The 14,857-nt window shown below is 58.9% G+C and carries 12 protein-coding genes and 2 tRNA genes; all 14 read left to right on the top strand.

The features are described from left to right. Positions 1–31: 31 nt before the first annotated feature. The 14 genes from ftsH (at position 32) to pnp (ending at position 14,750) form a co-directional block, all read left to right on the top strand. Positions 32–1,981, top strand: coding sequence for an ATP-dependent zinc metalloprotease FtsH (ftsH, locus tag G5134_RS05640; protein WP_017765155.1), 1,950 nt, complete (start codon positions 32–34; stop codon positions 1,979–1,981). A gap of 62 nt (positions 1,982–2,043) precedes the next feature. After that, positions 2,044–2,889 (top strand): dihydropteroate synthase, encoded by an 846-nt coding sequence (gene folP, locus G5134_RS05635; RefSeq protein ID WP_065016784.1) that lies wholly within the window; start codon positions 2,044–2,046, stop codon positions 2,887–2,889. 17 nt (positions 2,890–2,906) lie between these two features. After that, positions 2,907–4,241, top strand: coding sequence for a phosphoglucosamine mutase (gene glmM / locus G5134_RS05630; RefSeq protein WP_005298142.1), 1,335 nt, complete (start codon positions 2,907–2,909; stop codon positions 4,239–4,241). 131 nt (positions 4,242–4,372) lie between these two features. After that, entirely contained in the window at positions 4,373–5,137 is a 765-nt protein-coding gene (gene tpiA, locus G5134_RS05625; protein ID WP_065016785.1) for a triose-phosphate isomerase, read from the top strand. Then, positions 5,138–5,464, top strand: coding sequence for a preprotein translocase subunit SecG (secG, locus tag G5134_RS05620; protein WP_010633113.1), 327 nt, complete (start codon positions 5,138–5,140; stop codon positions 5,462–5,464). It begins immediately after the preceding gene. 7 nt (positions 5,465–5,471) lie between these two features. Continuing rightward, a tRNA-Leu gene (locus G5134_RS05615) sits at positions 5,472–5,556 on the top strand. Between the two features lie 92 nt (positions 5,557–5,648). Continuing rightward, positions 5,649–5,725, top strand: a tRNA-Met gene (locus G5134_RS05610). A 165-nt stretch (positions 5,726–5,890) separates the two neighbouring features. Beyond that, positions 5,891–6,349 (top strand): ribosome maturation factor RimP, encoded by a 459-nt coding sequence (gene rimP, locus G5134_RS05605; protein ID WP_005298148.1) that lies wholly within the window; start codon positions 5,891–5,893, stop codon positions 6,347–6,349. 14 nt (positions 6,350–6,363) lie between these two features. Further along, the gene (gene nusA, locus G5134_RS05600) at positions 6,364–7,866 is read left to right on the top strand and encodes a transcription termination factor NusA (RefSeq protein ID WP_005298150.1); all 1,503 of its coding nucleotides are present in this window, start codon (positions 6,364–6,366) and stop codon (positions 7,864–7,866) included. 20 nt (positions 7,867–7,886) lie between these two features. Continuing rightward, positions 7,887–10,589 (top strand): translation initiation factor IF-2, encoded by a 2,703-nt coding sequence (gene infB / locus G5134_RS05595; protein WP_005298153.1) that lies wholly within the window; start codon positions 7,887–7,889, stop codon positions 10,587–10,589. A 55-nt stretch (positions 10,590–10,644) separates the two neighbouring features. Continuing rightward, positions 10,645–11,079, top strand: a complete 435-nt coding sequence (gene rbfA, locus G5134_RS05590) for a 30S ribosome-binding factor RbfA (protein WP_005298154.1) — start codon at positions 10,645–10,647, stop codon at positions 11,077–11,079. Position 11,080: 1 nt separating this feature from the next. Further along, positions 11,081–12,031: a tRNA pseudouridine(55) synthase TruB gene (gene truB, locus G5134_RS05585; RefSeq protein WP_019839525.1), complete on the top strand. Its 951-nt coding sequence runs from the start codon at positions 11,081–11,083 to the stop codon at positions 12,029–12,031. 143 nt (positions 12,032–12,174) lie between these two features. Continuing rightward, positions 12,175–12,444 (top strand): 30S ribosomal protein S15, encoded by a 270-nt coding sequence (gene rpsO, locus G5134_RS05580; protein ID WP_005298162.1) that lies wholly within the window; start codon positions 12,175–12,177, stop codon positions 12,442–12,444. Positions 12,445–12,611: 167 nt separating this feature from the next. Next, positions 12,612–14,750 carry a polyribonucleotide nucleotidyltransferase gene (gene pnp, locus G5134_RS05575; RefSeq protein ID WP_005298164.1) on the top strand — a complete coding sequence of 713 codons (2,139 nt, stop codon included), beginning with the start codon at positions 12,612–12,614 and terminating at the stop codon, positions 14,748–14,750. Positions 14,751–14,857: the final 107 nt, after the last annotated feature.

Genomic DNA, 14,857 nt, shown 5'->3' with positions numbered 1-14,857 from the left:
TCGTTAACTGTCAGTCTGCGAGGTTACTGATTTGAGTGACATGGCGAAAAACCTAATCCTGTGGCTGGTCATTGCCGTCGTGTTGATGTCGGTGTTCAATAGCTTCAGCCCCAGCGATACCACCAGTCGCCAGCTGGACTATTCCAGCTTCGTTAAAGAAGTGACCCAAGAGCAGATCCGTGAAGTACGGATGGATGGCAAGGTCATTAATGGCGTCAAGCGCACCGGTGAACGCTTCACCACCATCATCCCGGCGCCGGATCCCCAGCTGCTCAACGACATGCTCAATCACAATGTCAAAGTGATGGGCGAGAAGCCGGAAGAGCCGTCTCTGATCACCTCCATCTTTATCTCCTGGTTCCCGATGCTGCTGCTGATCGGTGTCTGGGTCTTCTTCATGCGTCAGATGCAGGGCGGCGGTGGCAAAGGTGCCATGTCGTTTGGCAAGAGCAAGGCTCGCCTGATGAGTGAGGATCAGATCAAGACCACTTTCGCTGACGTAGCCGGTTGCGATGAGGCCAAGGAAGAGGTCAAGGAGCTGGTCGACTATCTGCGCGACCCGAGCAAATTCCAGAAACTGGGCGGCAAGATCCCGACTGGCGTACTGCTGGTAGGTCCTCCCGGTACCGGTAAGACCCTGCTGGCCAAGGCCATTGCGGGTGAGGCCAAGGTGCCGTTCTTCACCATTTCAGGTTCGGACTTCGTGGAAATGTTCGTGGGTGTGGGTGCCTCCCGGGTACGCGACATGTTCGAGCAGGCCAAGAAATCCTCCCCCTGCATCATCTTCATCGATGAAATCGACGCCGTCGGTCGCCAGCGTGGCGCCGGTCTGGGCGGTGGTCACGATGAACGCGAGCAGACCCTGAACCAGATGCTGGTCGAGATGGATGGCTTTGAGGGCAATGAAGGCATCATCGTCATCGCCGCTACCAACCGTCCTGACGTACTGGATCCTGCCTTGCTGCGTCCGGGCCGTTTCGACCGTCAGGTCGTAGTCGGTCTGCCGGATGTGCGTGGCCGCGAGCAGATCCTCAAGGTGCATATGCGCAAGGTGCCGTTGGCGGATGACGTCAACCCGGCGCTGATTGCACGCGGTACTCCTGGTTTCTCCGGTGCCGATCTGGCCAACCTGGTCAACGAAGCCGCTCTGTTCTCTGCGCGCGAGAGCCGCCGTGTGGTGTCCATGGCCGAGTTCGAGAAGGCGAAGGACAAGATCATGATGGGCGCAGAGCGTCGCTCCATGGTGATGAAAGAGTCCGAGAAGGAGATGACGGCTTATCATGAGGCGGGTCACGCCATCATTGGTCGCGTGGTACCGGATCATGACCCTGTCTACAAGGTCTCCATCATTCCGCGCGGCCGTGCGCTGGGTGTGACCATGTACCTGCCGGAGCAGGATCGCTGGAGCCACTCCAAGCAGCATCTGGAGTCCATGATCTCCAGCCTGTACGGTGGCCGTCTGGCGGAAGAGCTGATCTATGGTGCCGAGAAGGTATCGACCGGTGCATCCAACGACATCGAGCGTGCCACCGACATCGCCCGCAAGATGGTGACCCAGTGGGGCATGTCCGAGCGTCTCGGTCCCATGCTCTATGCGGAAGAAGATGGCGAGGTGTTCCTCGGTCGCAGCATGGCCAAGGCCAAGCACATGTCCGATGACACTGCCCGCATTATCGATGCCGAGGTCAAGCAGGTGATCGACCGCAACTACGACCGTGCCAAGCAGATCCTGCTGGACAACATGGACGTGCTGCACAGCATGAAAGATGCGCTGATGAAGTACGAAACCATCGATGCCAAGCAGATCGATGATCTGATGGCTCGTCGCGAAGTGCGTGCTCCCAGCAACTGGCATGACGAGCACGGCGATACCCCGCAGGGTGGTGCTACTGTGGCACCCGAGCCCAAGCCGACCGTGACCGAGGCGGAACAGGTTGCCGATGTCGATATCGACAAGGCCAACGACCTGCCTGCCAAATAAGTCGTGATGATACAAACCCCGGGCTGGCCCCGGGGTTTTTCTTTATGTCCATGGAAGTGAAGATGCAGCTAATCAGCAAGGGGCTCAGCCTCTCCCTCGAACGTCCCCACGTCATGGGGATCCTCAACGTGACGCCGGACTCCTTCTCCGACGGCGGCCATTTCAACCAGCTGGAGCGTGCGATGACCCATGCGCGCCAGATGGTGGCGGAAGGGGCAACCCTCATCGACATCGGTGGCGAGTCGACCCGTCCCGGCGCGCCCGACGTGAGCGAGCAGGAAGAGCTGGACAGGGTCCTTCCCGTGGTGGAGCACATGGTACGTGAGCTCGACGTGATGATCTCCCTCGACACATCCAAGGCAACGGTCATGCGGGAGGGCTGCGCGGCGGGGGCCCATCTTATCAACGATGTACGAGCCCTGCTCGAACCTGGGGCGCTGGCTGCGGCGGCCGCTGCCGACGTCCCCGTGTGTCTGATGCACATGCAGGGGCAACCGAGAACCATGCAGGCCGAGCCCCATTACGATGATCTGTTGGGGGAGGTGAGAGCCTTCTTTGACGAGCGGATCGCCGCCTGTTTGACGGCCGGCATCGCTCGTGAACAGCTGCTGCTGGACCCTGGCTACGGTTTTGGCAAGACCCTTGAGCACAACTATCAGCTGCTGGCACAGCAGGAGTCATTGCTCGATTACCAGCTTCCGCTCTTGGTCGGGATGTCGCGAAAGTCTATGATAGGCAACCTGCTCGGTCGCCCGATTGATGAACGGCTGGCCGGCAGCCTGGCCTGTGCCCTTATCGGGATGCAGCGTGGTGCCCGGATCATCCGGGTGCACGACGTGCGAGCGACCATGGATGCTCTGCGCACCGGCTGGATGGTCATGACGGGACAAGATTTCATATCCAAATAAAAAAACGAGAACAGACAATGGCAAGAAAGTATTTTGGCACCGACGGTGTACGCGGCAAGGTGGGTGAATACCCGATCACTCCCGATTTCGTAATGAAACTGGGCTGGGCCGCGGGCAAGGTGCTCTCCAAGAAGGGTACCCGCAAGGTGCTGATCGGCAAGGATACCCGCATCTCCGGCTACATGCTGGAGTCGGCGCTGGAAGCGGGTCTTTCCGCCGCCGGTCTCAAGGCCATTCTGATGGGCCCCATGCCCACCCCGGCCGTTGCCTACCTGACCCGCACCTTCCGTGCCGAGGCAGGCATCGTCATCAGTGCTTCCCACAACCCCTATTACGACAACGGCATCAAGTTCTTCTCCGCAGATGGCACCAAGCTGCCTGACGAGGTCGAGCTGGCCATCGAAGCCGAGCTGGATCACGAACTGAAGTGCGTGGAGTCCGCCGAGCTTGGCAAGGCGCTGCGCATCGACGATGCCGCCGGTCGTTACATCGAATTCTGCAAGAGCACCTTCCCCTCCAATCTGAGCCTGGAAGGGTTGAAGATGGTGGTGGATTGCGGCCATGGTGCCACCTATCACATCGCGCCTTCCGTTTTCCGCGAGCTGGGGGCCGAGGTGATCGCCATCGGCTGCAGCCCGGATGGTCTCAACATCAATGACGGTGTCGGCTCCACCGCCCCGGAGGCACTGGCCGCCAAGGTACTGGAGTGCAAGGCTGATCTCGGCGTTGCCTTCGACGGCGATGGCGATCGCCTGGTGATGGTGGATCACACCGGCTACATCATCGACGGTGACGAGATCCTCTACATCATCGCCCGCGATGCTCTGCGTAACGGCCGCCTCAAGGGTGGTGTTGTCGGCACCCTGATGGCCAACATGGGGCTGGAGCTGGCGTTGCAGACCCTGGGCATTCCGTTCGCCCGCGCCAAGGTGGGTGACCGCTATGTGCTGGAGATGATGAACGAGAAGGGCTGGCGCATCGGTGGCGAGAACTCCGGTCACATCATCTGCCTGGATCAGACCACCACCGGGGATGGCATCGTCGCCGCCCTGCAGGTGCTGACCGCCATCTGTACCGCGGAGATGCCACTGGCCAAGCTGCGCTCCGGCATGAACAAGTTCCCGCAGGTGCTGGTCAACGTGCGCTTTGCCGAAGGCAAGGACCCGCTGGCGGCTGACGCCGTACAGCAGGAAGTGGCCAGGGTGGAACAGGAGCTGGCCGGTCGTGGTCGTGTGCTGCTGCGCAAGTCCGGCACTGAACCCCTGATCCGCGTCATGGTGGAGGGGGAGCACGAGCAACAGGTGCGCGATATGGCACAACGCATTGCACAACAGGTTGAATCGGCGTTTTAATGAACAAATGGGGCGGCTTTTTAGCCGCCCTGGTTGTATCTTGTTCAAACGATTCAGAAATTTAAAAATAGCGCTTGTCAGCTGACAATCCTCTGGATATTATCAGCCCCGCTTTCGCAAGGGAGTTGCCGATGGGACATCGCAAGCCGTTTGTAGCAGCCAACTGGAAGTTACACGGTAGTAGGTCGCAGTTAGAGCAGTTTGCCGGCCAATGCCTGAAAGGCGTTGATGAACAGGTAGACGTGGTCTTGTGTCCATCCCATGTGCATATCGACTTCACGGCCGCTCTGCTCGGTGAGCAGAGGGTGATGAAGTTGGGGGCTCAGAATGTGAGCCAGCACAGACAGGGCGCTTACACGGGTGAGGTCTCGTGTCAGATGCTGGTCGAGGCAGGGTGTCGATACGTATTGGTAGGGCACTCCGAGCGCAGGCGTCTCTTTGGTGAGACCAGTTTTATCGTCGCAGAGAAGTTTGCGGCGGCTAGGTCGGCAGGGCTTGTTCCAATCCTCTGTTTGGGCGAGTCGGGTGCGGCAAGGCAGGCGAGAAGAACCTTCGAGGTGATTGCCGAAGAACTGGATATTGTCATAGAGAAAAATGGCGCGATGGCTTTCGATAATGCTATCATCGCCTACGAGCCGATTTGGGCTGTAGGTACAGGTAAATGCGCCACACCCGAGCAGGCACAAGAGGTTCATTCCTTTATACGTGGTCGCTTGGCGGAGGATACTCCGGTCATAGGTGAGAAAGTCAGAATCATCTATGGTGGGAGCGTGACACCGGCCAATGCGAGAGAGTTGTTTACCCAGCCCGACGTTGACGGCGGCCTGATTGGTGGAGCAAGTCTCGATGACCAGACGTTTTTGGGAATTGTTGAAGCGGCAAAGGGTGCAAGTTAAATGTACGAGATTCTTTTGGTCGTTTATCTGCTGGTATCACTGGCTCTGATTGGTCTGGTGATGATTCAGCAAGGTAAAGGGGCTGACATGGGCGCCTCCTTCGGCGCAGGGGCATCGAATACCGTATTCGGCTCCGGTGGTTCAGGCAGTTTCCTGACCCGCACAACAGCGATTTTGGCTACTCTGTTCTTCTTGATTAGCTTGGTGCTTGGCTCTATGTCCAGCAACAAGGTCAAACAGGGTAGTGAATGGGAAAATCTGCAACAGACCCAACAGGTTGAGCAGAGCAAAGCGCCAGTAAAGAAAGACACTGACGTTCCCGAGTAAGAGTTTTGCCGTGGTGGTGGAATTGGTAGACACGCTATCTTGAGGGGGTAGTGCTCTAGGGTGTGCGGGTTCGAGTCCCGCCCACGGCACCAATTAAGCAGTAAGCCTGGGTGACCAGGTGTGTTATAGCCAGTCAGTCTTGTGTGACGAGAATGAAGTGGCTATAATCTCGCACGATTTCGGACGCGGGGTGGAGCAGCATGGTAGCTCGTCGGGCTCATAACCCGAAGGTCGTCGGTTCAAATCCGGCCCCCGCAACCAAATTTCACGCATTTCCTACGCTCAGGAAGGCGGTCGCTGCGAGGCGACAATCAGGGTAAAGCGCCAAGCCCCGATTTGACATCGGGGCTTTTTGTTATGTGCAATTTACTCTGAATCTATTTCTATCTGGGCTTTATGCCCTTTTTTGTTTTTCGGAGGGTGACTTTGGCTACGTTGGAACAACGTTTGACCGATCTGCTCGAGGCTCCTGTCGTTGCCTTGGGTTTTGAACTGTGGGGTATCGAGTTTATCCGTGCGGGTAAACACTCCACCTTGCGCGTCTACATCGACGGCGAGCATGGCGTGAGCGTCGAGAACTGTGCAGAAGTCAGCCATCAGGTTGGCGCCATCATGGACGTCGAGGATCCCATCACCGAGGAGTATTACCTCGAGGTGTCCTCCCCGGGTCTGGATCGCCCCCTGTTCAAGGTTGCCCAGTTCGAAAAATACGTTGGCCAAGAGGCGGCGGTTTCGCTTCGGATGGCAACAAACAACCGCCGCAAGTTCAAAGGCGTAATCAAAGCCGTGCAGGGCGACATGATCACTCTGACGGTAGATGGTAAGGACGAAGTGTTGGCTTTCACCAATATCCAAAAAGCGAACATAGTGCCGAACTTTGGTTAACGAGGCTATCGGATATGAATAAAGAGATTTTGCTGGTCGTTGACGCAGTGTCCAACGAGAAGGCGGTTCCCCGCGAGAAGATTTTCCAGGCTCTGGAAACCGCACTGGCGACGGCGACCAAGAAAAAATATGAAGGCGAGATCGAAGTTCGGGTAGAGATCGATCGCAAGACCGGCGACTACGACACCTATCGCCGCTGGGTCGTCATCGCGGATCAGGCCGCCATGGAGAACCCCTACGCCGAGATCACCCTGGAAGCGGCGCAGATCGAGCAGCCGGACATCCAGATCGGTGAATATGTTGAAGATCAGATCGACTCCGTCACCTTCGACCGCATCACCACCCAGACCGCCAAGCAGGTCATCGTGCAGAAAGTGCGCGAAGCCGAGCGTTCACAAGTCGTTGACCAGTTCAAGGACAAAGAAGGCACCATCATCAGTGGCGTGGTCAAGAAGAGCAACCGCGACAACGTGATCCTGGATCTGGGCAGCAACGCCGAGGCCGTGATCTTCCGCGACGACATGCTGCCGCGCGAGACCTTCCGTCCGGGCGACCGCATCCGCGGTCTGCTCTACGCTGTGCGTCCGGAAGCCCGTGGTTCCCAGCTGTTCGTCAGCCGCTCCAGCCCGGACTTCCTGAAAGAGCTGTTCCGCATCGAAGTGCCGGAAATCGGCGAAGAGATGATCGAAATCATGGGCGCCGCCCGTGATCCGGGTTCCCGCGCCAAGATCGCGGTGAAGACCAACGATCGCCGCATCGACCCGATCGGTGCCTGTATCGGCATGCGCGGTGCCCGTGTTCAGGCGGTCTCCGCCGAGCTGAGCGGCGAGCGCGCCGACATCGTGCTGTACGATGACAACCCGGCCCAGTACGTGATCAACGCCATGGCGCCGGCTGATGTGGCCTCCATCATCGTCGATGAAGACAACCACACCATGGACATCGCCGTGGAAGCCGCCAACCTGGCTCAGGCCATCGGCCGCAACGGTCAGAACGTGCGTCTGGCCTCCCAGCTGACCGGTTGGGAACTGAACGTGATGACCGTCGAGGACATGCGTGCCAAGCACCAGGCCGAAAACGACCGCATCATGAACCTGTTCACCAGCACCCTCGACATCGATGACGATTTCGCCGGCCTGCTGATGGAAGAGGGCTTCTCCACCCTGGAAGAGATCGCCTTCGTACCGGTCAACGAGCTGCTGGCCATCGACGGTCTGGATGAAGACATGGTCGAAGAGCTGCGCAAGCGTGCCAAAGATGCCCTGACCACCAAGGCGCTGGCCAAAGAAGAATCCTTTGAAGGTGTTGAACCTTCCGAAGAACTGCTCAATCTGAACGGCCTCGGTCGTGAAATGGCGTACGCCCTGGCCGCTCGCGGCATCGGTACCCTGGAAGATTTGGCAGAGCAAGGCATCGATGACCTTGCTGATATCGAAGGGCTGACCGCCGAGAAGGCCGGTGAGCTGATTATGGCTGCTCGCAATATCTGTTGGTTCGGAGAAGAGCAGTCTAGTTAAGATCAAACGGAGGAAAATGAATGGCAGAAGTATCAGTCAAACAACTTGCCACTGACATCGACACACCGGTTGATCGTCTTCTCCAGCAGTTTGTCGATGCCGGTATCAGCAAGAGCAAGGCCGACGACATGGTCAGCGAGTCTGAGAAACAGACTCTGCTGACTCACCTGAAGAAACAGCATGGAGGTGACGAGGTCGCCGCACCTGCCCGCATGACCTTGCAACGCAAGACCAAGAGCACCATCAGTGTTCAGGGGACTGGCGGCAAGAACAAGGAAGTGCAGGTAGAAGTGCGCAAGTCTCGCACCTATGTAAGACGCTCGGCGCTGGAAGATGAACAGCGTCAGGCGGAAGCCGAGGAAAAAGCGCGTTTGGAAGCAGAAGAAAAAGCTCGTCGCGAAGCCGAAGAGAAGGCTCGTCTCGATGCTGAAGAGAAGGCTCGCCGTGAGGCTGAGCAGGCTCGTCGTGAAGCTGAGGAAAAGGCGCGGATCGAGGCACAACAAAAGGCTCGACAGGCTCAACAGCCCGCCAAAGCAGCCAGTAGCACAGCTCAGCAAGAGGCAGAAAAGATGGCCAAGCGCGAAGCAGAAGAACTGAAGCGCCAACAGGAACAAACAGCTTTGCAAAAGGCTGAAGAACTCGCCGCCAAGAAAGCCGAAGAGGCTCGCGTCATGGCGGAACAGAACGCAGCCCGCTGGGCTGAAGAAGAAGCCGCTCGCGCCAAAGAGAGCAGCGATTACCATGTGACCACCTCCAAGCACGCCCAGGCTGCTGAAGACGAGCTGGATCGCAAGGAAGAGACCAGCCGCCGCACCGCTGCTGCTGCCAAGGGGCCGAAGAAGGCTGGTCGCCGCGACGACGATCGCAACGACCGCAACTCCCGTGACCCGCGCGCTCGCAAGGGCAAGCGTGGCAAGGTGGCTACCCCGAACGCCATGAAGCACGGCTTCAACAAGCCGGCTGCCGCCGTCAACCGTGACGTCATCATCGGCGAGACCATCACTGTGGCTGAGCTCGCCAACAAGATGGCCGTCAAGGGTGTTGAAGTCATCAAGGTGATGATGAAGATGGGTGCCATGGCCACCATCAACCAGGTGATCGACCAGGAGACCGCTCAGCTGGTCGCCGAGGAGATGGGTCACAAGGTGGTGCTGCGTCGTGAGAACGAGCTGGAAGAGGCGGTGCTGTCCGATCGTGACGAGACCTCCGAAGCCAAGCCGCGCGCGCCGGTCGTGACCATCATGGGTCACGTTGACCACGGCAAGACCTCGCTGCTGGACTACATCCGTAAAGCCAAGGTGGCTGCCGGTGAAGCCGGTGGTATTACCCAGCACATCGGTGCGTACCATGTACAGACCGACAGCGGCATGATCACCTTCCTGGATACCCCGGGTCACGCGGCGTTTACCTCCATGCGTGCTCGTGGTGCCAAGGCAACCGACATCGTGGTGCTGGTCGTTGCAGCAGACGACGGCGTGATGCCGCAGACCATCGAAGCCATCCAGCACGCCAAGGCTGCCGGTGTGCCGCTGGTTGTTGCGGTCAACAAGATCGACAAGCCGGAAGCGGATCCGGATCGCGTCAAGACCGAGCTGGCCCGCTACAACGTCATGTCCGAAGACTGGGGTGGTGACTGCCAGTTCGTGCACGTCTCCGCCAAGTCTGGCGAAGGCATCGACGACCTGCTGGAAGCCATTCTGATCCAGGCCGAAGTACTGGAGCTGAAAGCCGTGGTTGACGGCATGGCCAACGGCGTCGTGATCGAGTCCTTCCTCGACAAGGGCCGTGGTCCGGTTGCCACCGTGCTGGTACAGGAAGGTACCCTGCGTCAGGGCGACATCGTACTGTGCGGTCTCGAATACGGCCGTGTCCGTGCCATGCGTGACGAACTGGGTCGCGAGATCAAAGAGGCCGGTCCGTCCCTGCCGGTGGAAATCCTCGGCCTGTCCGGCGTTCCCTCTGCCGGTGACGAAGCCACCGTCGTGCGTGACGAGAAGAAGGCCCGCGAAGTGGCACTCTATCGTCAGGGCAAGTTCCGCGAAGTCAAGCTGGCTCGCCAGCAGAAGGCCAAGCTGGAGAACATGTTCGCCAACATGACCGAAGGCGAAGTGTCCGAAGTGAACGTGGTGATCAAGGCCGACGTACAGGGTTCCGTGGAAGCGATCTGCGATGCGCTGGTCAAGCTCTCCACCGACGAAGTGAAGGTGAAGATCGTTGGTTCCGGCGTGGGTGGTATCACCGAGACCGACGCCACTCTGGCGGCCGCGTCCAGCGCCATCCTGGTGGGCTTCAACGTCCGTGCCGATGCCTCTGCTCGCAAGGTCATCGATGCCGAGAGCCTGGATCTGCGTTACTACTCCGTCATCTATGACCTGATCGACGAAGTGAAGCAGGCCATGAGCGGCATGCTGGCCCCCGAGTACCGTCAGGAAATCATCGGTCTGGCCGAAGTGCGCAGCGTCTTCAAGTCACCGAAGTTCGGTGCCGTTGCCGGCTGTATGGTTACCGAAGGTGTGGTCAAGCGTTCCAACCGTATTCGCGTTCTGCGCGACAACGTGGTTATCTATGAAGGCGAGCTGGAATCCCTGCGTCGCTTCAAGGATGACGTCAACGAAGTCAAGAACGGCTACGAGTGTGGTATCGCGGTTAAGAACTACAACGACGTACGCGAAGGCGACCAGATCGAAGTTTACGAGACCGTTGAAATCCAACGGACTCTGTAAGCCAAGAGTCAGATTAAATAGGGGGCCGCGGCCCCCTTTTATCGCAGGATAGAATATGGCCAGAGAATTTAGCCGGACCCGTCGGGTCGGACAGCAGATCCAGCGCGAAATCGCGCTCATTCTGCAGCGCGAGGTAAAAGACCCGCGCATCGGCATGGTGACCGTTTCCGATGTGGAAGTGTCCCGTGACCTCAATTACGCCAAGGTGTATGTCACCTTCTTGCAGCTGGAAAATGATGCCGAGCGCATCAAGGAAGGGCTCAAGGCGCTGACCGAAGCTGCCGGCTACATCCGCAGCCTGCTGGGCAGCGCCATGCGCCTGCGCGTGGTGCCCGAGTTGCGCTTCTTCTATGATCAGACCCTGGTTGAGGGGATGCGCCTCTCCAACCTGGTGACCAACACCATCCGCGAAGACAAGCGTCGCATGGCCGAATCCGGTCGTGAAGAAGACGAAGCCGCGCCGGATGACACTACTGAGGATAAAGCCTGAGATGTCTCGTAGACGTCGTTTCAAGGGCCGTGACGTACACGGTATCCTGCTGCTGGACAAGCCGACCGGCCTGACCTCCAACGATGTGTTGCAGAAGGTCAAACGGATTTACAACGCCGCCAAGGCCGGTCATACCGGTGCTCTGGACCCGCTGGCAACCGGCATGCTGCCGATCTGCCTCGGCGAGGCCACCAAGTTCTCCCAGTATCTGCTGGAGGCGGACAAGCGCTATGAGGTGACCGCCAAGCTGGGCGAGCGCACCAACACCAGCGACTCCGATGGCGAGGTGGTCTCCACCCGTCCGGTGAACGTGGCCGTGGGTACCCTGATCGAGGCGCTGGACCAGTTCCGAGGCCCCATCATGCAGGTGCCGTCCATGTATTCGGCCCTCAAGCACAACGGTCGCCCGCTCTACGAATATGCCCGCGAAGGCATCGAGATCGAGCGGGAAGCCCGTCCCATCACCGTCTTCGAGCTCAAACTGCTGAGCTTTGAAGGGGATGAGGTGCGACTTGAGGTGCACTGCAGCAAGGGTACCTACATTCGCTCCCTAGTGGACGATCTGGGGGAAGTGCTGGGCTGTGGCGCCCACGTCACCCAGCTGCGTCGTACCCAGGTGGCCAGCTACCCCTATGAGCGGATGCTGACCCTGGAGCAGCTCGAGTGCATCTTCGAGCAGGCCAAGGCCGAGAGCATTCCGCCGCGCGAGCAGCTGGATCCCCTGCTGCTGCCGATGGATACCGCGGTGGCCTCCCTGCCCGAGGTGAACATGCTGGCTGCCGTGGCCGCCTATGTGAACCAGGGCCAGGCCGTGCAGGTGGCAGGCAGCCCGCAGAGCGGCCAGGTCCGCATGACGGTCGGCCCGGAGCGCGAATTCATCGGGGTTGGCGAGATCGACGACGAGGGACGCGTGGCGCCCAAGCGTCTGGTGCGCTACCACGACGAGGAGTGATCCTCCGGCGGTATCAGGTTGCTTGCTCGTTGCGCGTCTTTATCGTTGCGAAAAGGGGCGGGGACGATTATGATACCGCCCTCATTTCACGGCTGAATTAGAGATTGGCTGTGAACCTTTAAACACTCTACTGGAGTATTACCATGTCTCTAAATGCTGAGATCAAAGCTCAAATCGTTGCTGACAACGCTCGTTGCGCCAACGACACTGGCTCCCCCGAAGTGCAAGTTGCCCTGCTGACTGCCCAGATCAACCATCTGCAAGGTCACTTCAAGGAGCACTCCAAGGATCACCACGGTCGTCGCGGTCTGCTGCGCATGGTTTCCCAGCGTCGTAAGCTGCTGGACTACCTGAAGCGTAAAGACGTTCAGCGTTACGCTGCTCTGATCGCCAAGCTGGGTCTGCGTCGTTAATCGACCATCAGATTTCGCGAAAAAGGGGAACCTCCGGGTTCCCCTTTTTTATTGCGCGTCAGGCTGTTGCCGCCCTCACAGAATTTGTGTCACTGCTTACCTTTTGCATCGAATCAAGTATACTTGCACGCGAATTTAAAGCGCCAAATTGTAAAAAGGAAATTCACGTGAATCCTATTGTAAAGTCATTCCAGTACGGTCAACACACCGTCACTCTGGAAACCGGTGTGATGGCCCGTCAAGCCACTGCGGCCGTCATGGTCAGCATGGACGATACCTGCGTATTTGTGACCGTCGTTGGCAAGAAAGAGGCCGATCACGGCCGTGATTTCTTCCCGCTGACCGTCAACTACCAGGAGCGTACCTATGCTGCTGGTCGTATCCCGGGTGGTTTCTTCCGTCGTGAAGGTCGCCCGAGCGAAGGCGAGACCCTGATCTCCCGTCTGATCGACCGTCCTATTCGTCCGCTGTTCCCGGAAGGCTTCCTCAATGAGGTTCAGGTGGTTGCCACCGTTATGTCCGTGAACCCGGCCGTCTCTCCCGACATCGTTGCCATGATCGGTGCCTCCGCGGCACTGGCCATTTCCGGCATCCCGTTCGGCGGCCCGATCGGTGCAGCCCGCGTGGGTTACATGAACGGTCAGTACGTGCTCAACCCGACCACTACCGAACTGCCCCAGAGCGATCTGGATCTGGTGGTTGCCGGTACCGCCAACGCCGTGCTGATGGTGGAATCCGAAGCGGCCATCCTCTCCGAAGAGGTGATGCTGGGTGCCGTGGTCTTTGGTCACGAGCAGATGCAGGCCGTTATCAACGCCATCAACGAATTCGCTGCCGACGTCGGCACCAAGCCGTGGAACTGGACTGCGCCTGCCGTCAACGAAGCGCTGAAAGCCAAGGTTGCCGAGTTGGCCACTGCCGAGCTGGGTGAAGCCTACCGCATCACCGAGAAGGCCGTGCGTTACGAAACCATCGGTGCCATCAAGGCTCGCGTGGTTGAGCAGGTGATCGCTTCCGGTGTGGAAGAAGATGCCAAGAAGATCGGCGAAGAGTTCCACAGCCTGGAAAGCCGCATCGTCCGTGGTCGCGTTGTCCGTGGCGAGCCGCGTATCGATGGTCGCGATCCTGAGATGATCCGCGCCCTGTCCGTCGCCACTGGCGTACTGCCGCGTGCCCATGGCTCCGCCCTGTTCACCCGTGGTGAAACCCAGGCCATGGTCGTTGCGACCCTGGGTACCGAGCGTGACGCCCAGAACATCGACGAGCTGACCGGCAACCGCGCCGATCGCTTCATGCTGCACTACAACTTCCCGCCATACTGCGTTGGTGAGACCGGCATGATGGGTAGCCCGAAGCGCCGCGAAATCGGTCACGGCCGTCTGGCCAAGCGCGGCGTTGCTGCCGTGATGCCGAGCGCCGACGAGTTCCCGTACGTGGTGCGCGTGGTCTCTGAAATCACCGAATCCAACGGCTCCTCCTCCATGGCCTCCGTCTGTGGTTCCTCTCTGGCGCTGATGGACGCCGGTGTGCCGATCAAGGCCTCCGTTGCCGGTATCGCCATGGGTCTGGTGAAGGAAGAAGAAGGTTTCGTCGTGCTGTCCGACATCCTGGGTGACGAAGATCACCTGGGCGACATGGACTTCAAGGTTGCCGGTACCACCGAAGGTGTGACCGCCCTGCAGATGGACATCAAGATCGAAGGCATCACCAAAGAGATCATGGAGATTGCCCTGAAGCAAGCTCGTGGTGCTCGCCTGCACATCCTGAAAGTGATGGACGAAGCCATCCAGGCGCCGCGTGCCGAGATCTCCGATTTCGCCCCGCGCATCCACACCATCAAGATCAACCCGGAGAAGATCAAGGACGTCATCGGCAAGGGTGGTTCCGTGATCCGCGCCCTGACCGAAGAGACCGGCACCAACATCGAGCTGGATGATGACGGTACCGTCCGCATCGCCGCCGTTGACGGTGACGCCGCCAAGGAAGCGATCCGCCGTATCGAGGCCATCACCGCCGAGATCGAAGTGAACCGCATCTACGAAGGCAAGGTTGTTCGTCTGGCCGACTTCGGCGCTTTCGTCAACATCCTGCCGGGCAAGGACGGTCTGGTACACATCTCCCAGATCACCGATGCACGCGTACAGAACGTGGCCGACTACCTGAAGATCGGTGACGTGGTGAAGGTGAAGGTACTGGAAGTGGACCGTCAGGGCCGCGTACGTCTCTCCATCAAGGAAGCGAACGCCCCGACCGAAGCTGCCGCCGCTCCGGCTGCCGTTGCCGTCGAAGAGCCGGCTGCCGAATAAGCCGCTGCTTGCTGAAAAAGCCGACCTCAGGGTCGGCTTTTTTTATATTTACTGCCTGATGTTGTCTCTCTTGAGGCCCCTTGTTATAACGAAAGGCTTCTCGCGCG

The sequence above is a fragment of the Aeromonas sp. 600276 genome (genome assembly GCF_049175815.1).
Classification (GTDB): Bacteria; Pseudomonadota; Gammaproteobacteria; order Enterobacterales; family Aeromonadaceae; genus Aeromonas; species Aeromonas dhakensis.
Note: the sequence above shows the minus strand (reverse complement) of the source record. Positions and strands in the feature narration are given on the sequence as shown.